The 18,434-nt window shown below is 66.8% G+C and carries 19 protein-coding genes and 1 riboswitch; of the genes, 9 read left to right on the plus strand and 10 right to left on the minus strand.

Annotation, left to right across the window (positions count from 1 at the left end):
* Positions 1 to 81: 81 nt before the first annotated feature.
* Together ROY82_06575 and ROY82_06580 are read right to left on the minus strand one after the other, a co-directional pair.
* Positions 82 to 612: a hypothetical protein gene (locus tag ROY82_06575; protein MDT3682126.1), complete on the minus strand. Its 531-nt coding sequence runs from the start codon at positions 610 to 612 to the stop codon at positions 82 to 84.
* A gap of 997 nt (positions 613 to 1,609) precedes the next feature.
* On the minus strand, positions 1,610 to 2,155 hold the full coding sequence (locus ROY82_06580) for a DUF6428 family protein (GenBank protein MDT3682127.1): 546 nt from the start codon (positions 2,153 to 2,155) through the stop codon (positions 1,610 to 1,612).
* Positions 2,156 to 2,357: 202 nt separating this feature from the next.
* Between ROY82_06580 and ROY82_06585 the strand changes: the two genes are divergently transcribed.
* The 6 genes from ROY82_06585 (at position 2,358) to ROY82_06610 (ending at position 5,585) form a co-directional block, all read left to right on the plus strand.
* The gene (locus tag ROY82_06585; GenBank protein MDT3682128.1) at positions 2,358 to 2,681 is read left to right on the plus strand and encodes a metalloregulator ArsR/SmtB family transcription factor; all 324 of its coding nucleotides are present in this window, start codon (positions 2,358 to 2,360) and stop codon (positions 2,679 to 2,681) included.
* The gene (gene arsB, locus ROY82_06590; protein MDT3682129.1) at positions 2,678 to 3,805 is read left to right on the plus strand and encodes an ACR3 family arsenite efflux transporter; all 1,128 of its coding nucleotides are present in this window, start codon (positions 2,678 to 2,680) and stop codon (positions 3,803 to 3,805) included. The genes ROY82_06585 and arsB overlap by 4 nt, the downstream gene beginning before the upstream one ends.
* Positions 3,802 to 4,263 carry an arsenate reductase ArsC gene (locus tag ROY82_06595; GenBank protein MDT3682130.1) on the plus strand — a complete coding sequence of 154 codons (462 nt, stop codon included), beginning with the start codon at positions 3,802 to 3,804 and terminating at the stop codon, positions 4,261 to 4,263. Before arsB ends, ROY82_06595 begins: the two co-directional genes overlap by 4 nt.
* A gap of 160 nt (positions 4,264 to 4,423) precedes the next feature.
* Entirely contained in the window at positions 4,424 to 4,861 is a 438-nt protein-coding gene (locus tag ROY82_06600) for an OsmC family protein (GenBank protein MDT3682131.1), read from the plus strand.
* 26 nt (positions 4,862 to 4,887) lie between these two features.
* Positions 4,888 to 5,220, plus strand: coding sequence for a hypothetical protein (locus tag ROY82_06605; GenBank protein MDT3682132.1), 333 nt, complete (start codon positions 4,888 to 4,890; stop codon positions 5,218 to 5,220).
* A 35-nt stretch (positions 5,221 to 5,255) separates the two neighbouring features.
* On the plus strand, positions 5,256 to 5,585 hold the full coding sequence (locus ROY82_06610) for a YnfA family protein (GenBank protein ID MDT3682133.1): 330 nt from the start codon (positions 5,256 to 5,258) through the stop codon (positions 5,583 to 5,585).
* A 26-nt stretch (positions 5,586 to 5,611) separates the two neighbouring features.
* On the opposite strand, the gene ROY82_06615 is transcribed toward ROY82_06610, so the two are convergent.
* From ROY82_06615 to ROY82_06635, 5 genes are all read right to left on the minus strand, one after another.
* Positions 5,612 to 5,989, minus strand: a complete 378-nt coding sequence (locus tag ROY82_06615) for a metalloregulator ArsR/SmtB family transcription factor (protein MDT3682134.1) — start codon at positions 5,987 to 5,989, stop codon at positions 5,612 to 5,614.
* Complete coding sequence (locus tag ROY82_06620) at positions 5,986 to 8,151, minus strand: heavy metal translocating P-type ATPase (GenBank protein MDT3682135.1); 2,166 nt, start codon at positions 8,149 to 8,151, stop codon at positions 5,986 to 5,988. The genes ROY82_06615 and ROY82_06620 overlap by 4 nt, the downstream gene beginning before the upstream one ends.
* Positions 8,152 to 8,236: 85 nt before the next feature.
* Positions 8,237 to 9,076, minus strand: a complete 840-nt coding sequence (locus ROY82_06625) for a nucleotidyl transferase AbiEii/AbiGii toxin family protein (GenBank protein ID MDT3682136.1) — start codon at positions 9,074 to 9,076, stop codon at positions 8,237 to 8,239.
* On the minus strand, positions 9,073 to 9,615 hold the full coding sequence (locus tag ROY82_06630; protein MDT3682137.1) for a hypothetical protein: 543 nt from the start codon (positions 9,613 to 9,615) through the stop codon (positions 9,073 to 9,075). Before ROY82_06630 ends, ROY82_06625 begins: the two co-directional genes overlap by 4 nt.
* 783 nt (positions 9,616 to 10,398) lie before the next feature.
* Complete coding sequence (locus tag ROY82_06635; protein MDT3682138.1) at positions 10,399 to 10,890, minus strand: Fic family protein; 492 nt, start codon at positions 10,888 to 10,890, stop codon at positions 10,399 to 10,401.
* Positions 10,891 to 11,615: 725 nt separating this feature from the next.
* Here ROY82_06635 and ROY82_06640 point away from each other — a divergent pair.
* From ROY82_06640 to ROY82_06650, 3 genes are all read left to right on the plus strand, one after another.
* Positions 11,616 to 12,023 carry a type IV toxin-antitoxin system AbiEi family antitoxin gene (locus tag ROY82_06640; protein ID MDT3682139.1) on the plus strand — a complete coding sequence of 136 codons (408 nt, stop codon included), beginning with the start codon at positions 11,616 to 11,618 and terminating at the stop codon, positions 12,021 to 12,023.
* A 608-nt stretch (positions 12,024 to 12,631) separates the two neighbouring features.
* Positions 12,632 to 12,693, plus strand: a riboswitch (Fluoride riboswitch).
* Between the two features lie 48 nt (positions 12,694 to 12,741).
* A complete protein-coding gene (locus ROY82_06645; protein ID MDT3682140.1) occupies positions 12,742 to 13,923 on the plus strand; it encodes an MFS transporter in 1,182 nt (393 codons plus the stop codon).
* Positions 13,829 to 14,320: a DUF6508 domain-containing protein gene (locus tag ROY82_06650; GenBank protein ID MDT3682141.1), complete on the plus strand. Its 492-nt coding sequence runs from the start codon at positions 13,829 to 13,831 to the stop codon at positions 14,318 to 14,320. Before ROY82_06645 ends, ROY82_06650 begins: the two co-directional genes overlap by 95 nt.
* A 48-nt stretch (positions 14,321 to 14,368) precedes the next feature.
* Here the strand turns inward: ROY82_06650 and ROY82_06655 are convergent, their stop codons facing one another.
* From ROY82_06655 to ROY82_06665, 3 genes are read right to left on the minus strand one after another with little or no spacing between them, the layout of a single operon-like run.
* On the minus strand, positions 14,369 to 14,809 hold the full coding sequence (locus ROY82_06655) for an NUDIX domain-containing protein (protein ID MDT3682142.1): 441 nt from the start codon (positions 14,807 to 14,809) through the stop codon (positions 14,369 to 14,371).
* 9 nt (positions 14,810 to 14,818) lie between these two features.
* A complete protein-coding gene (locus tag ROY82_06660) occupies positions 14,819 to 16,633 on the minus strand; it encodes an ABC transporter ATP-binding protein (protein MDT3682143.1) in 1,815 nt (604 codons plus the stop codon).
* Positions 16,633 to 18,426 (minus strand): ABC transporter ATP-binding protein, encoded by a 1,794-nt coding sequence (locus ROY82_06665; protein MDT3682144.1) that lies wholly within the window; start codon positions 18,424 to 18,426, stop codon positions 16,633 to 16,635. Before ROY82_06665 ends, ROY82_06660 begins: the two co-directional genes overlap by 1 nt.
* Positions 18,427 to 18,434: the final 8 nt, after the last annotated feature.

Below are 18,434 nucleotides of genomic sequence, written 5' to 3' on the forward strand. Positions count from 1 at the left end.
ACGGGGTTCTCACAACGTCAAGGCGCTGGCTTCGTTCTGACCGCTCATGGGCTCGCACCCAGCAGCCTCACTCTTACCCAGCTAGTCAGACACCGCCAACGTCGCTTGCTCAACGATAGTGAAACCGCGTCGTTTCATCTGCGCATCCAGCGTCTCCCACTCCTGTCGCTCCCCGGACTTGTCCCCAAGCTCGAATATCCTTGCGAGCACATACTGCAAGCGGGTGACACGCCGATCGTGGTCCCGCAAGGGGAGCGGGAACGTGTAACGGCCGCCATCAACCGTGACCATCGTGAATGAGGCGATCGGAGTCGTGGCCAACATGATGTGGTACTCGTCCGCGTACGAACCACTAGCGTCGGGAAACTGGCTCGTCCACTCCTCACTGAAGTTGTCACGTAACTCACGGACGCGCTCTACGCGAAGGTTGCTATCCCATCGGAAGTAAAACAGGTCACCCTTCCTTCCGGCGCCCGTCTCCCAGTCCGCCACCGGATCGGAGTCAGCGATCCGGCGGAAGACATCATCACGGCCGAGGCCCGAAAGGGACGGGTTTGCCCAAGCTGCAAACGTGTTGACAATGGAGCCAAAAAGGCCGACCAGGACTACCACGGGCTCGAGATCGTCTCTCTGCGGATCTAGTGCCCACCAAGCGGCGAGACCGATCGTTAAGGCCGTGAGAATCCATCCCGTCCGCCTCAGCCATGGGAGCCGCGGCAACATGAAACGCCGGAGGTACCGATTGGTGGTCCTCCACCAACCTGTAAACCCACGCCTCCAAGCGCTAAGGGGCTTGGCCATGCTTCTATACCTCGGGAACCGCAACAAAACGCGGCGACAAAGGGGCCCGATGAAGTCCCAATGAGATCGGAAACTCAAGTGAGATCGCCGGTTGAACTTGAGGCTCCGACGAGCAGGCCTGCAGACGACGCATCACAGCACCGACAGCCAGCGGTGCCGTCGCACGCACCGCAGAGAGCCAGCGCCAACAGTAGCTAATAAAGACCGCGAAGTAGTGCCGAAACCAGCCAAGGGACCGCCTCCAAGGACTTGACGCGCAGCCACGAATCAGACCTGGTTCGGCCGGACATCTCGTGCTCAAATGCCGCTGGAGTGCGGTCGTCACCAAGCTGTGGGCCTCCGACGAGGATAACCCGGTAAGGCGCAGCGCGCGCTCACCTATTCGGCCGCCAGCGATGAGAACTGCACGCTCGGCGACTCTGGCAAATGCGGTTTGGAGTTCGCCCGCCTTGATGGACAAATGACGGCTTCCACCCAGTTGGTTGAAAGGTACAGCCTGAACCCTAAGATGACGAGCTCTTCACGAGCCCGAGCCGGTGGGGGTCGGATAACCCTCCTTATCATGTGGCGCCCGTAGGAGGGAGCGTCTCAAACGGCGGCAGAGCACAACGAAACTGCGAGCGCCTTACTCCAGGACGAGGGCGTGCCCAGCGAGCCGGTGCTCGACGTCCGCAAGGTATCCCCTGCCGCGGCCGTCGTACGCGGAGGTGGTTGAGCGTAAAGCACTGCGCGTGACGCCGCAGTTCCCGATAACCAAAGGGCGCGTTCGGCCCGTGCTCCTGCTGGGTGCGCAGCGCTGGCAGCAGACCTACGCGCAGCAGGCCGATGACGTCGAGCCGCTCACCGCGGGCGCGCAGCAGCCGGTAGCTTGGACCGCTTGAGCGCGGGAGCCATCCACGAGCGCTGCGTGAGCGGCCACCGTGGGGACGTTGCCCACGGTGTGGTCGTTGGCCTTGCAGGCGACGGTCGGCGCCGTCAGCTCGACTATCACGCCCTCGGCACGTGTCGCTATGGCAGCGACCGGGTAGCTGACGGCGCGCTCACCGGCTGCGCCGTATTCGATCCGCACCAACGCGCCCTCTGGAACGGGCAGGGCGTTGGCCACGCGCCGGTAGATCGAGAGGAACTTACCGACGCTCATGGGCGCCTCTACCTCGTCAGCGGCGGGCGGCAACACCTGCAGAACGAGCTCATGCCAGTCGGCGGCACGGCCGCCGCAGTCCATGGCATTGACGCTCGTGGCCTTGAACTCGGTCACGTGGTAGCCGCCCGGCACGCGGGCGCCGGCGGCACTGAAGATGAGGGGCTCGTCAGTGTGGGATTCGAGTCGAGCGATGAACTCCGCAGTGGTCATGGATGGCTCCTGCCTGTCCGTAAGGTGTCTTGGCGGCGGTCTATCGTCACGAGCCGCTTGAAAGAGGATCGCGGGCTCGGGACGCCATCGGCCGCCACATAGACAGTAGTCTATGCATTGACGCTCGTCAATGCCCGTTGCGGAGTTGGCGGGGCTTCCGCCCCATAGACACCTGTCTATGCCATCGATTAGCATCGATGCCATGGACGAGTACCCCGACAAGCTGAAGCTGCTGGGCGATCCCACGCGCTTCAAGATCCTGCAGTTCCTCGCCGCGCCGGTGGAGAGCTACTGCACCCGTGACGACGGCGTGTGCGGCTGCGACCTGGAGACCTACCTCGAGCTCACCCAGCCCACTGTCAGCCACCACATGAAGCAGCTCGTCGACGCCGGCCTGGTAACGGGCGAGCGCCGCGGACGCTGGGTCTACTACGAGCTGGTCCCTGAGGCGCTCCGGGAGCTGGCCACCACCCTCGAGGGCTTCGCCGCCGCGGCCGAAGCACGCTCCGAATTGGCCCCCGCATGACCAAGCGCCTCTCACTCCTCGACCGCTACCTGACGGTGTGGATCTTCGCCGCCATGGCCTTGGGCGTGGCGCTGGGCGCGAGCGCGCCCAGCTTCGGGCGCCTCCTCGACGGCCTGTCGGTGGGCGCCACCAACATCCCCATCGCCATCGGCCTCATCGTGATGATGTACCCACCGTTAGCCAAGGTGCGCTACGGCAAGCTGCCGCAGGTGTTCCGCAACGGGCGCCTGCTGGGCCTGTCGCTACTGCAGAACTGGCTCATCGGGCCCGTGCTGATGTTCGCACTGGCCGTCATCTTCCTACGCGGCCACCCCGAGTACATGACGGGCCTCATCCTCATCGGCCTGGCGCGCTGCATCGCCATGGTGCTGGTGTGGAACGAGCTCGCCGAAGGCGACAACGACTACGCCGCCGGCCTGGTGGCGTTCAACAGCGTCTTCCAGATCCTCTTCTTCGGCGCCTACGCCTGGCTCTTCATCACCGTGCTGCCGGGCCTCCTCGGCCTGCAGGGCAGCGTGGTCGACATCTCCATGGGCGAGATCGCCGGCGCCGTGCTCATCTACCTGGGCGTCCCCTTCGCCGCCGGGCTCCTCACCCGCGCGCTGCTCATCCCCCGCAAGGGCCAGGCGTGGTTCGACGACGTCCTCCTCCCCCGCATCAGCCCCCTCACCCTCATAGCGCTGCTCTTCACCATCGTGATGATGTTCGGCCTCCAGGGCGGCACGCTCCTGACGAGCCCGCTGGACGTGCTCCTCATCGCCGCGCCGCTGGTGCTCTACTTCGTGATCATGTTCCTGGTGTCGTTCCTCATGGGCAAGGCGGTAGGCGCCGACTACTCGAAGACGGCCACCCTGTCGTTCACCGCCGCCAGCAACAACTTCGAGCTCGCCCTCGCCGTGGCCGTCAGCGTCTTCGGCCTCGGCTCCGGCGTCGCCTTCGCCGCCGTCATCGGCCCGCTCGTGGAGGTGCCCCTGCTCATCGGCCTGGTGGGCGCGGCGCTGTGGCTGCGCGGCCGCCTCTTTAAGCCCCCCACCCCCGCGCCGGCGGGCGTGCTGGCCGCCGCCGAGGAAGCGTGCGCCCCCACCGCCGCGTTAGCCGAACGCCTCGAAGGAGCATCGCGATGAGGATCCTGGTCCTGTGCACCCACAACAGCGCCCGCAGCCAGATGGCCGAGGGCTGGCTCCGCCACCACGCAGCCGAAGCCGGGCTCACCGCCGAGGTGCACTCCGCCGGCACCGAGGCCACGCGCGTCAAGCCCGAAGCCATCCAGGTCATGCGCGAGGTGGGCATCGACATCTCGGCCCACGCCTCCAAGACGCTCCACGACCTGCCCGACCCCTGGGAGTTCGACCTGGTGCTGACCGTGTGCGACGCCGCCAACGAGGCCTGCCCCGCCTACCCCGCGCGCACCACGCGCCTGCACGTATCCTTCCCCGACCCCAGCGGCCAGGGCCTCGAGCGCTGGCGCGAGGTGCGCGACGCCATCGGCGCCACCAGCCGTGCGCTCGTGCACGCCCTGGCCGGGGGCCGCACGCCGACCGAGACCGACCTCGGGGCCGCCGCCAAGGGGGCGAGCGCGTGATGAGCAAGCCAAGCGTGCCGTTCCTCTGCAGCCACAACAGCGTCCGCAGCCAGAAGGGCTGGCGCGACGAAATGGACGGCACGAACCCGGCCCAGAGCCTCCCGGGTCGCGCCAATACTGGAGGACACCCCGCCGCCAGCCGACCTACGCGAGGCCGGTGATGGCCCAGCCCGACCAGAAGCTAAGGTTCTCGGTGGCCGCCGTGCGCCAAGACGCCCACGGCAGTGCGGCGCGCACGAAGCAGGCCGAGATCACCCTCGATACCGACCTAAAGGGCCGCGTCGACGCCTTCAACCCCGCCGAACTCCTCCTCGCCGCCCTGGCCGCCTGCATCATCAAAGGCATCGAGCGCGTCACGCCCACCATCGGCTTCCAGGCGCGTGGCCTCGAGGTGCGCGTCAGTGGCGTGAGACAGGATGTGCCGCCGCGCATGGAGTCGATCGAGTACGAGATCATCCTCGACACCGACGAGGACGACCGGCGCCTCGCGCTGCTGCACGAGAACGTCAAGCGCTTCGGCACCGTATTCAACACCATCGCGCCCGGCACCCACCTCACGGGCGTCATCAGGCGCGCCGACGCGCGGAGTGAGCCGTGAGCCCACGGCCGCCCCCACGAGGAGCAATGATCACCACCGATACGAGTAATCGTCCGGCGCTGGCGTGCGACCTGACCGCCCTCACCCTAGAGGAGCGCGAGCGCCACGCCAGCCTGTGGAAGCAGGTGCGCGCCCTCGCGCCCGAGCCGCAGGCGACCGCGAGCGGGGTCGCCTTCCGCCTCCCGGCTCGGCCGGACCTCGCGCGTGACCTGGTGGAGCTGGCCGCCCTCGAACAGCGTTGCTGCCCGTTCCTGCGTATCGTCGTCGCGTTCGAGCCCGATGGCGCCACCCTCACGCTTACGCTCGAAGGGGACGACGGCGTGCGGGAGTTCCTTGCCGGCGACGTCCTTCCTAGGTGAGGCCCGGCCGGGGCGCCACCCCCTAGAGTTAGAGCATGGACCTCGTCCGATCCTTGAGCCTCTTCCTGCTGGCCGGCCTGTGCGAGATCGGCGGCGGCTACCTCATCTGGGTCTCGCTCCGGGACGGCAAACCCGCTTGGCTAGGCGTGGCCGGGGGTGTGGCGCTCGCGCTGTACGGTGTGGTCGCCGCCTTCCAGCCAGCCAACTTCGGTCGCGTCTACGCCGCCTACGGCGGCGTCTTCATCGCGATGGCGCTGGCCTGGGGCTGGCTGGTCGACGACGTGCGGCCCGACCGCTTCGACCTGCTCGGCGCCGGCCTCGCCCTCGCAGGGGTGCTCGTCATCATGTACGCCCCACGAACCTAGGGCGGCGGGGTCGCCTCGCGCACGGGCTAGCTCGTCGCGAGGGCTTTGGTTATTAGCGGTCCGACAGCGTCGTCGACCAAGCGGTAGTAGGCCATGCGGCCCTCCTTGCGGAAGGTGACCAGCCCGTGGGCGCGCAGTAGCCGGAGCTGGTGGCTCATGCTGCTCTCGTTGACGCCCGCGACGGCGGCGAGGTCGCAGACGCACAGCTCTTCATGCGCCAGGGCGCTCAGGACGCGGAAGCGGGTGGGGTCGGCGAGGAGCTTGAGGCGCTCGGTGGCTGCCTCGACTTCCTGCGGGCTGGGCAGGGCGGCCTGGACGCGCGCCACGGCGTCGGGGTGCATGAGGCGCACCTCGCACTCGCCGCTAGTGTCGACGGTAGGGCTGGGCAGCGTGCTGGTGTTCATGCTGGCCCCTTCCCCTGGCTCGGCTGGAAGCGCAGCAGGCGCAGGGCGTTGGCGGTCACCACGACGGTGGCGCCGGTGTCGGAGAGGATGGCGGGCCACAGGCCGGTGATGCCCAGCAGGGTGGTGACGAGGAACACGGCCTTGAGCCCCAGGGCGAAGGTCACGTTCTGGCGGATGTTGCGCATGGTGGCGCGCGACAGCTCGATGAGGTCGCTCACGCCAGTGGCGTTGGCGCGCAGCAGCGCGGCGCCGGCCGTCTCCAGCGCCACGTCGGTGCCGCCGCCCATGGCGACGCCCACGTCGGCTTGCGCCAGGGCGGGGGCGTCGTTGATGCCGTCGCCCACCATCGCCACTTTGCCATCGCGCTTGAGGTCATCGATGGCGGCGAGCTTGTCCTCGGGCAGCAGCTCGCTCCGCGCCTCCAGGCCAAGGCGATCGGCGATGGCCTGGCCGGTGCGGGCGTTGTCGCCGGTGAGCATCACGCTCCTGACGCCCAGGCGCGCCAGGCGCCGCACCGCTTCGGCGGCGTCCGCGCGCGGCTCGTCGCGAATGGCGATGAGGCCCAGCGGGGTGGCGTCTTCGAGCAGCACCACCACCGTCTTGCCCTCGTCTTCGAGGCGCGCGGCCTGCGCTTGGGCTGCGGGAGGCAGCGGGGCGCGCTCGGCGGCGTAGCGGGGCGAGCCGACGGCGTACGCCTTGCCTTGGATGGTGGCGGTGACCGCCTGGCCGGGCACGGCGCGCGCGTCCTGCGCGGCGGGGACCTCCAGGCCCGCGGCGCGCTCGAGGATGGCCTTGGCGAGCGGGTGGGCCGAGCCCGCCTCCACCGCCGCCGCGAGCCGGAGCACCTCGTCCTCGCTCGCGGCGAGGGGGACGACGTCGGTTACCTGCGGGCGGTTCTCGGTGAGGGTGCCGGTCTTGTCGAACGCCACCGTCCTGACGTCGCCGATGGCCTCGAGCACCGCGCCGCCCTTGATGAGGAGCCCCCGGCGCGCGCCGGCGCTGATGCCCGACGTGACCGCCGCCGGCACCGACAGCACCAGCGCGCAGGGGCACGCGATGAGCAGCAGCGCCAGCGCGCGGTAGACCCACTCGCCCCAGTCCGCGCCGAACAGCAGCGGCGGCACCACCGCCACCAGCAAAGCCGCCAGCATGGCGGCGGGGGTGTAGATGCTGCTGAAGCGGTCGATGAACCTGGCCACCGGCGCCTTGCTGGCCTCGGCCTCCTCGACCAGGTGGATGATCCTGGCGATGGTGCTGTCTGAAGCGGGCCTGTCGACGCGCACCGTGAGCACGGCGTCGGTGGCGATGCTGCCCGCGAACAGGCTGTCGCCGACGCCCTTGGCGATCGGCATGCTCTCGCCCGTGACGGGCGCCTCGTCGATGCCGGCTGCGCCCTGGACGATGGTGCCGTCGGCGGGCACGCGCCCGCCCGGCTGCACCCGAACCAGGTCGCCGACCGTCAGCGCCGCCACGGGCACCTCGCGCGCCCTCCCGCCTTCGAGCAGGAGCGCCACCTTGGGCGCCAGCGCCGCCAGCGCGTGGATGCTCGCGCGGGCGCGCCCGGCCGCAACGGTCTCCAGCAGCTCGCCGATCGCGAAGAGGAACACCACGATGGCGCCCTCGGGCGCCTCGCCGATCGCCACCGCGCCCAGGGCGGCCAAGGAGATGAGGGTGTTGATGGTGAAGGGCCGCCCCAGCCGCGCGCTCGCCCAGGCCTTCCTGGCCAGCGGCGCCACGCCGAGCACCGTAGCGGCCGTGAAGCCCCAAGGCGCCAGCGGTGGAAACACGAGCGCCAGGAAAGCGCTCACGGCCAGGAGAGCGCCAGTGACGAGCACGAAGCGGCCCTTAGACGTGAAATACCAGAGCGGCGGGCGATCCAGCCCTCCCGCCTTTGCCCCGGAATCGTCCGTCGCACCCTCCTGTGTCACCCTCGGTGGGTAACCGAGGTGGCTAAGGCTCTGCTCCACCGCTCCACGGGTGATCACGGCTTCCTCGAGTGACAAGCGCAACTTCTGCGTTGTGAAGTTGACCGTTACGTCGCTTATCCCATCAACACTCTCGAGGGCGCCAGCAACGTTTCGAGCACATTCCGCGCAGTCCATGTTCTCGACGAAGAACTCATAGGAGACGCGGCCTTCGGGGGGTGTAAGGGTGCGAGCCACGCAAGTATTTTATGTCATATCTGTACAGCCCTACAGATATCGGTCGGCGCGGCGGCCACTTTTCCCCAGGGACGGTGTCATCCTTTCAGGTCAGTAAGGCCTCTTCGGCGGCGATGCGTTCGATGAACTCGTTCACCCATGTCACCGCTTCCTCCACTGTGGGCAGCACACTCAGGCCTTCGGCCGCCTCCAGGTAGAGGGTGTCCCAGCCAGCTCCCGCCTGGACGGCCGGCGGCCACGCCTGCTGCTGGCGGTAACGGAAGAGCCGGGCGCACGTCGCAGCGACTGCGGCAGGATCGAGGTTCTCGCGCTGCTCCAGCAGTTGCAGGTCTACCAGGTCGCGTGCACGTTCGCTTCCATCAACCGACAACGCGTGGAGCTTCTGCGCGATCTGGTGCTCAGCGCGCAGGACCGGCACGGGCCGCGGCGCCTCGAGCCCAACCTCCGTGAAGAGGTCCACAAGGTCCGCGGCGAGCTGGTACTCAGGCTCGTCCGCGTCACCAAGCTCATTGTGTCCCAACTCGAACTTCACCGTGCACCACGACCGCCCTTGGTAATCGAGCTTCACCTCGAACGGCTGCATTACGTAGGCGGCGGGTACGGCCGGCGGCTTCGGAGCGGTCCGCTTGATCAACCTGCCGGTGAACCCTTCCCAGCCGACAGCAAGGAACTCCTCGAAGTCGCCCTGGAACAGGTCGAGCGACCGCACCCTGGCGGCATCCACGTCCTGGGTGAAGCGCGTGTTCCGGCCGTACCGCAGCGCCATGGCGCTGCAACCCTTGATCGCGCCCTCGGGCAGCATCTGGCTGACCACTACCAGCGCCATGCTGGTCCGGCGCCGCAACGCCAGGTCGGCGCCGCCGGCCAAGTTGCGAATCCGCTGATCGAGGGAGCGCACGGTCTTCGGCACGCCGACGTAGCTCACGCTCCCAACACCTGCCTCACGCGCCGCCACTCGGCCATCGTTAGCAGGCCTTCTGCTCGCGCTTGCAGGGCCGCCTCACGGAGCCGCCCGGTCTCGATTCGTCCCCGCGAGGCCAGGATCGCCTCAACGACCGGCTGCGCCGTGAGCCCCTCGTAAGAGGTCGTGCGCTCATCCGCCTTGACTTGAACCAGTTCGATGTAAGGTGGCAGGTTCGGGCGCGCCCGGCGGTTGACCGCCACCTTGATGGTCCGCGGGTTGACATCAGCGAGCCTGAACAGGGCCAGCACCGACTCGCCGTACAGGTACGCCCCCTCGCCCACACGCAAGAGCGCTTCAGCGAACTGGTCGAAGGCAGTCCCCGGCACGTCCGTCACCCGGTACAGCCCGTATGCCACGTTCTCGAGGCCACCGCGCGCGGCGAGCTTGGGGAGCTCGATGGCCGGCACGCCGGCCTCAGCGGCCTCCCTGGTAGTCACGAAGCCGTAGTTGTCGAGCGCGATCTCACGCACGATCTCTCGGTATTTCGTTGTTGCAGCCATGTCACAACTATACCGGAAACGGTAGAGTTGTGACAAAAGCCTGTAGTGGACTATGACAAGGTCGATCGCCTCTGTTCGTCCGATCCCAGACTCTCAACTACCTTGTCCAGAGCGCCGTGGGCAGGTCCCTCTCCACAATCTCAGGAGTGCAGAGGCAGTTCGAGAGACCACTACGCCTCACGTTTCCAGTTGCCGTGTGCCTCAACCCGCTGGGCGAAAAGATGCAACGAGGTACGCTCGACGCGTCGAGCGTACAACCACCCAAGAAAACCACACTATTCGGCAGCGACTTCAAGACGATGGGGGCCGACGCATGGGCTTCGATGAACCTGGCGGCGGGAAAGCATCCGCCATGGAACCTCAAAGTCGACCGTCGTTCGAGTGTCCCAGAAACTGTCCCAAATCCCCGGAAACTGACCCCGATGCACACGCAGTCCCCGGGCAGCGAGGCCTCAGTTATAGCGTCAGGGACGCGCCTACTGACACCAAATGGAACTGGAGTGAAAAGCAGGAAAGGGCCTGGGGGTCAAGTGGTCGTCGGTTCAAATCCGGCCACCCCGACCACGCTTGAAACACGTGAAGGACATGTACGACGAGAATCCCGCGCTACGCACTTCGGCGCGGGATTCTTCGAACTGTCGCAACCACCGTCCCGAACTCGTCCCGGCAACCACTCGTTCACACCGGGCGGGCGGCTATGCCCGCAGTACCGCATGACCGTCCCAAGTCACCTGTCACCAAACTAGGACGCAAACCCCACTCTTACCGGCTCCGATTGGACTGTTACGGGGCAAGTTTTCGCTTCCGTGGCGGCACTATGCAAGCATCCAGCACTTCCCGTAACAGGCTGTCGTCATGAGAAACGCCATGGCTCATGGCTTCGACGATCCTCTCTGGTACGACCCGGCCCCAATCCAACTTGAGGCCTATCGAGTTGGCCCATAGTTCGACGAACAATCGCATCGTTCGTCCGTTGCCGTCCCTGAACGGGTGTATTACGTTCAGCTCGATGAGGAAGGGCGCAGCCGTGTCGATGAACCACTGCCGCTCGGCGCCTGAATCCGAGGCCGGCTCCGCCCCGGTGGAGTCGAACAACCTCTCCGCTTCTGACTCGACCTGTTCCCATACGGCGAAGCGAGTCTGGCCCTTGGCCATGTCTACCCGCCTCGCCCTACCGGCCCACTCATACACGTCCCTGAATAGGCGACGGTGTAACTCCTTCAAGAACTCGAAATCGAAGGCGAAGCCGGAAGGCCCACGGACCACCTCAGCCATCCTGAGGCCAACGATGTAACCCTCGACTTCGGCCAGAGCGGCAGCGTCTCGGATGTCGAGTAGGTTCTTGAGGGTCTAGCTATCTGGATAGCAGTAGAGCCTATCTTCGGAGCTGTACACGCGCTGCCAGGCTGGCCTTGAGTTCGAGGATCTCGCGCCCCGCGTCCCGCTTACCGTCTATCACGTCAGCTATAGTTCCGACCTGCTTAGGGGTCAGGCTACAACCCTCGACCCTCAGGCTGGCCGCAATGGAACGAGCCTGAGACCGCGCGTGAACAGTAGGCTTCTTACCGGGCATTCACATACTTTACCCGGGAACGCAGTGACACATCGAGCCGCACATCACTTCCCCAGCGACCGAAAGGCTCACTACCCCGGAGGCGGTGTTGCGCCGGACTGTCTCGCGTAGTTCCGCAACAGCCCCCCTTGAGCCGGACGCATCCCTTGCTGCTCGTAGAACGGTTGAGTACGCGGCGTCGGCAGCCTCTGGGGTGTGAAGCCAAGGCTTGGATCGAACTGCTGAACCGGCGGGTTGCACACTCAAATTCCAGAGTCCCATCGCAAAGCGACTGGAGTCTTTGCAGGCCAACGGACGAGAGTTGAAGATCCGGATAGAATAGCTGCCAGGGAGCCGCGAGCTGGCAACACATGTATCCACCAATGGGCTGGCGCTGCCGGCTACGTTCACCACCCGCGCAGCGCTGGACGCTGGTGTTCACCCTCGCGTGCTCTACCGACTTCACGACGAGGGCGAAATCATCGAACTGTCGCGCGGCGTGTTCCGCCGGGCGGACGCGCCAGCGGCTTCCTGGCCGGACCTGCTAGCGGTGCAGGTGCGCTCCCCGGTGGCTATCGCGTGTTGCTTGACGGCCGCGTCGGTTCACGGCCTGACAGACGAGCTGCCTGGCAAGGTGCAGATCGCCGTTCCCAGGGGCACGCGCACGCCGCAGATCGCGTACCCTCCCACTCAGGCCTTGAGGTTCGACGCGCCAACTTTTGAGCTGGGCCTGTCTCAAGTGGAGGCCGCTCCCGGCGAGAGCGTCCGCGTGTACGACCCCTCACGTACCGTGGTGGACCTGTTTCGCCTCCGGCACCGCTTCGGCGAGGCGGCCGCCTATGGCGTGCTTCGCTAGTACTTACGTACCCAGGCGTGCGATTCGAAACAGGCAGCGTCAAGACCCACGTGATACGGGAGTCTGACCGCTACGCAGGCGTGAGGGCATCGCTGACAGCACATATCGGTTCCGCCAAGTTGAGTGTGCGGCTGGGCGTCAACTTCGGAGATCCGATCGTACCCGAGCCACGCGCGAATCGGTCTCTCAGCCGACCCATGGGTTCACCGAACTCCCCAGTGCGGCGTACCACACCTACCGGGCGAACCTCGCAGGACAAGGCGAGCACCGACCGCTCTAGCTACGTTCTCTGGCCGATCTCATCACGCAGTTCATTGCACCGCTAGTTGAGAACGGCGTTTCCATGCCGGCAACGTGGGACCCCATCACAAGGCAGTGGCAAGATCGTCAGAACTGACATCTCGACTTGCCCTTAGCCACTGCCTAACTGAGTCATGGTCGGCAAGCGCCGACCAGCCGGCAGCCGAAATCGCGCCAAAGCGCTCGCGAGCTCAGGCCCAGCCGCTGCCGCTACTAACCGAGCAGCGCCTCCCGAGCACCACCTCCTCAAGACTACCGGCGTGTCAGTGCCGCCTGTCCTCTCGCAAGCGCCGTGCTAGCTTGTCGCCAAGCACGACGGCGATGGCGTCCGCCGCGAACCGCCCGCGAGGCTGACGACGCCTGATCATGCGCGGCGTCGAGCGGCGCGCGAGCAGCGAGAAGGCGACGTGCGCTCGCAATGACCTCCAAGCCCCAGTCACCGGATAACTCGGCCGCAATGCGCTTCGTCATCGGCTTCGGCATGGTGAGCCTCTTCGCCGACTTCACCTACGAGGGGGGCCGGAGCATCGTCGGCCCTTACCTGGCGGTGTTGGGCGCGAGCCCGTTCCTCGTAGGCGCCATTGCAGGAGCGGGGGAGTTCCTCGGATACGCCCTGCGGTTGGCGTCGGGCAGCTTCGTGGACCGCAGAGGTCATGCCTGGCCCCTGATCTACCTCGGTTACGCGGTGAACCTGCTGGCGCTACCCGCGCTCGCGCTGGTGTCGGCCGTGGCGCCCGCCGCGGCGCTCGTGTTCGCCGAGAGGCTCGGCAAGGGCATCAGGAACCCCCCGCGTGACACACTGCTGGCCGACGTCGGCGGCGGCATCGGGCGCGGCAAGGCCTTCGGTATTCACGAGTTGCTCGACCAGATCGGTGCTACGATCGGTCCGCTCGCAGTCGCCGGCGCCGTCGCCTGGAGCGGCTACAGGCTCGGGTTCGGCGTCCTCCTGCTCCCCGCGCTGGTGGCCCTGGCCATCCTCGTCACCGTGCGCCGCCTCCAACCGCCGCGCGAGCCCACGGCAGCCACGGCGCCCACGGAACCCGCGGCGGTAGGGTTCTCGCCCACCTACTGGCGTTACCTGATCTTCGTGACCCTGGGCGTAACCGGGCTCGCACACTTCGTGCTGATCGCGTACCGCCTCGAGACCGCGCACGTCGTGGCGGCTGGCACCATCCCGCTGCTCTTCGCGCTCGCGATGGGCGTGGACGCCGTCGCCTCATACGTCGCCGGGCGCGAGTACGACCGCGTCGGCTTGCGTGTCCTCTACGGCCTGCCGCTACTGACGCTGCCTACGGCACCTCTGTTGTTCCTCGGTAACCGCGCTTGGCCAATAGTCCTTGGGATGGTTCTATGGGGCGCCGCCATGGGACTGCAGGAGAGCGTCATGCGCGCTGCCGTCGCCGAGCTCGTCCCCGCGGTCCGGCGCGGGACCGCCTACGGCCTGTTCGATACCGCGATCGGCTCGGCCTCGCTACTCGGAGGTATCGCGATGGGCTGGCTCTTAGGTGTGGCGCCTGCGTTGCTCGTGGTGTTCGCACTCGCGGGGCCCGTCCTCTCTATCGTGCCGCTGGTGGGCCTGGTCCAAAGGACTGCGCCTTGATGACCGCGACCAGGGCCACGGCGGGCTCGGGGCAATAGCTGCCGGTTGCCTGCGGTCGAGGGGAGCAGGTTTCGAACTACATCGGAACCTGGGGTACGTTGATTACTCGGCCGAGGTAGCCGAGCTGGTGAACATCGCGTACGAAGACGGTTGGGTTCGACGCGAGCTCGACTGGGGCGAGTGGACGGCGACGGACGAGGCCAAATCCCTGCGCGACGAGCCAACGGTCATGGAACGAGCCACCGTCCAGCAACTGGCGAACCTCCTGACGGTCGTCATCCGCCAAGAGCGGTTCGTAGACGGATCGTTGTTGAGCGCCATCGAGAGCGGCCTAGTGCAACGCATCCTGCGGCGGGTTCGCTCACTCGACCAACTGTCCGCATCTGCGGACGGTTGACACTTAGCCAACCTTCAAACGACAGTCTCACCCCAGCCCTAAGTCCCCTTACCCACGAGCCTCGACTCGCTCCTGCGCCACGCGGATGTTGTCGACCAGCCAGGCGGGCGCCTCCCGGCTGTGGAACACCTCCTCGGCGCTCAGCCAGAGCAGCTCGCTCACTTCCGCCGGATCGCCCGGCGTGGGTTCCCCCGGCTCCACCTCGGCGAGGAACACGACGTCGACCCCGAACGTGTCGGCCCTGATCTCTACGCTCTTGCTCTTGAGGTACTCCAGGCGGATTGCCTTCAGGCCCACTTCTTCGAACAGTTCCCGTTTCGCCGTAACCTCAAGAACGTGGTCGGCGACAATCCTCGGGTCGACCTTGCCGCCGGGTAGCGCGAGCACTCCAGCCGCGTACTCCTCGGCTGCCGAGCGCCGCACCACCAGGTAGCGTCCGGAGCGCACCACCGCGATCTCCACGTTGACGATGTACTTCCAGGGTTCCACGGCTTCAGGCTACGCCACCGGGTCGTAATCCGCGCTCTGATGCCTGAAGTAGGCGTCGTACAGCTCCGCGTAATGACCACCCCGCTGGAGCAGTTCCTGGTGCGACCCCTCCTCCACCACGGCACCCTTCTCAAGAACCAGGATCCGGTCGGCCGCGCGGACGGTAGAGAGCCGGTGAGCGATCACGATGGCGGTGCGGCCCGCCAGCACCTCGTCTAGGCCCTCCTGGATCTGCGCCTCTGTCAGGGGGTCCACGCTCGCAGTCGCCTCGTCGAGGATGAGGATGCTCGGGTCTTGGAGGAGCACGCGCGCCATGGCCACGAGCTGCTTCTGGCCCATCGAGACGCCTCGGCCGCCCTCGCCCACTTCGGTGTCCAGACCGTTGGGTAGGGCGTCGAGCCAGTCTCCCCCACCCATCCGCTGGACCACCGCCAGCACCTCCTCGTCGGTAGCACCTGGCTTGCCGTAGCGGACGTTGTCGCGCACGGTCCCCGTGAAGAGGAACGGCGTCTGCTGGACTATGCCCAGGTGGCTTCTGTAGGAGTCGAGGTCGAGCGTACGGATGTCGTGCTCGTCGATGAGCAGGCGCCCACCCTGGAACTCGTAGAAGCGCGCGATGAGCTTGCCGAGGCTGGACTTGCCCGCGCCCGTGTGACCCACGAGCGCCACGGTCTCGCCCGCCTTGATGTCGAGGTCGAAGCCGGCGAGCACCGTCTCCTGCTCCGTGTAGCGGAAGTCGAGTCCCTCGAACCGTATGCGGCCCGCCACCTCGGCCAGCTTCACGGAGCCGGTCTGCTCCACGCGCGGCTCGGCGTCGATGAGCGCGAACACGCGCTCGCTGGCCGACATCCCGAGTTGGAACTGGCTCCAGAACGACGCGATGGACGTGAGGGGGCCCCAGAACATGGCCACGGCCTGCACGAACAAGAACCACTGACCGGTGGTGATGTCGCCGCCGAGGGCGCGGGCGCCGCCGAAGTAGACGATCAACCCCGTCCCCACGCCGCCGACGATGCCCAGCACCGGGAAGATGGCCGAGAAGATGTAACCCTGCAGCAGGTTGAGGCGATAGGACTGGTCGTTCACCCCCACGAACTGGCGGTAGATGGCGGGTTCCTGCCGGAACGTCTTCGCCACCGAGATGCCCGTGAGCGTCTCCTGGACGTTCGCGTTCACCTCGGCCAGCACCCGGCGCGCCTGCGTCGTCACCACGCGCGCCACCTGCCTGAACGCGAGGGCGATGGCCACGACCACCGGCGCGATGGCCAGGGCGATGAGCGAGAGCCGCACGTCGATGTAGAACAGGACGCCCAGGAGGATGGCGATCTGGAGCACCTGACCTATGAGGTTCAGCGTCAGCGTCACCACGGTCGAGAAGTCGTGGGTGTCGGACGTCACGCGGCTGACGATGCGGCCCGTGGAGTACTCGTCGTAGAACGACATGTCGCGCCGCATGACGGCGTCGAACGCGTCGTTGCGCAGGGTGAGGACGACGTCGCCGACCACCCGCGCGCTCAGCCATTGGCGTAGGAAGTTGAAGCCCCAGGAGAGCACGCCGGCCAGAGCGAAGGCGGCCACCAGCCAACCGACGCGGTTCCAGATCTCGGCACGCAGGTCGGTGGCGTCAGCGAGGCGGTCGATGCCCGCCGACACGAGGATCGGCAACGACGCGTCGAGGACGGCCGCCAACAACACGGCCACGCCGACCGTCAACATCAGGACCAGGTGTGGCCTGAAGTAGGCGAAGATGCGCCGCACCAACTGGCGGTCGCTGTACTCGCGATCGTAGCCCTCGGCCGCGAGGCCGTCCATGATGAAGCCCATCAGTCGTACCTCAGGAAGATCCGGCGGTAGAGGTCGTTGCGCTCGAGTAGTGCGGCGTGGGTGCCCTGATCGACGAGGCGCCCGCCATGCATGACGAGGACGAGGTCGGCGCGCCGGATCTGGGCCAGGCGGTGCGTGATCATGAGGGTGGTGCGGCCCTCGAGCACCACGTTCATGGCGCGCTGGATGGCGTCCTCGGTGGCGCTGTCGATGGCGCTCGTGGAGTCGTCCAGTATCAGCACGCGCGGGTCGGTCAGCAACGCCCTCGCTATCGCCAGGCGCTGGCGCTGGCCGCCCGAAAGGGTCTGGCCGCGCTCACCGATGACGGTGTCGTACCCGTCCTCGAAGCCAAGGATGAAGTCGTGCGCCTGCGCCGCCTTCGCGGCGTCGATTATGTCTTCCCGGGTGGCGGCGTCACCGAGGCCGAAGCCGATGTTCTCCGCCACCGAGCGGGAGAAGAGGAACACGTCCTGCTCTATGACCGAGACTTGCGAGCGCAGGGACTCCAAGTTCCAGTCGCGGACGTCCACGCCGTCGATGCGCACGCTGCCAGCGCCGGCGTCGAAGATGCGGTTGACGAGCTTCGTCAACGAGCTCTTGCCCGAGCCGGTCTGGCCGACGATGGCCACCGTCTGACCCGGCTCCACGCGGAAACTCACGTCGGTGAGCGCGTCCTTCCTGCCCGCGACTTCGTAGGCGAACGAGACCCCGTCGAACTCGATGGCGCCGACGATCCTTCCCGCGTAGCCGCCAACGTTCTCGTCCAGGTCGACCTCGGCGTTGATCAGCTCCAGAATGCGCTTGGCGCCGGCCAGGCCCATCCGCACCAGGTAGAACGTGAAGATCGAGATGAACGCCGGGAAGCGCATGACGCCCATCAGGCCGATGTAAGCGACCAACTGCCCGGTGGTGATGGCGCCCAGGGAGACGAGGTAAATCCCATGCGCGAAAGCCACCGCCAGGGCCAGTCCGACTAGCAGCAGCGGCAGGTAACGGGCCTGAACCAGGCCCGCCTTCACGAAGTAGTCGCGGAAGAGCCTGGCGTTGCGCGCGAAGCGAAGCCGCTCGGCGCCCTCCTGCACGGTCGACTTGACGACCATGATGCCGGTGATGGTCTCGTTGAGGCCGGCGTTCAGCACCCCGAGCTGCTCGCGCTGGGCCACGGACACCGGCTCCAGCTGCCGCATGTACGACCGCAGCGCGAAGTAGAAGGTCACCACGAACAAAGCCGGCGCCAGGAGCAGGCGCTGGTCTATCGCCGCGATGAACACCATGGGCACGACCAAGCTGGTGATCGAGTCCGTGATGAGCGCCACCCCCGGGTTCATCATCGGCTTCAGCTGGCGCACGTCGTTGGCTGCCCGGGCCATGACGTCTCCCACGCGGTTGCGGTCGTGAAACGTCTGGCTCTTGCCGAGGAGGCTGATGTAGAGCTCGCGGCGGGTGTCTCGCTCCAGCCGTTGGCCCAGCGTTTCCACCGAGAAGCTCGTCGCAAGCTCCAGTACGCCCCGCAACGCGGTCATGCCCAGGATCAGCAGCCCTACCCGCAACACGTCGTTGACGGTGGCGGTGCCCGACAGCACGATGTCGAACGCGCGGCCCGTTTCACTGGGGATGGCGGACGTGAGAGAGGTGGCCAGGACGGCGCAGACGGCGAAAGCCACCAGCAGCAGCGGGTAGCGGAGCAGGTGAGAGACGATCCAGCGTAGCGGGGTGCGCCTGTCGAACTTCAGCTCGCCCTCGACGGCGAACTCGCCCGTTCCTGCCCTGTCCATCATGCTTGCAAGACTCATCCGGCCTC

The organism is Truepera sp. (assembly GCA_032027045.1).
Lineage (GTDB): Bacteria > Deinococcota > Deinococci > Deinococcales > Trueperaceae > JAAYYF01.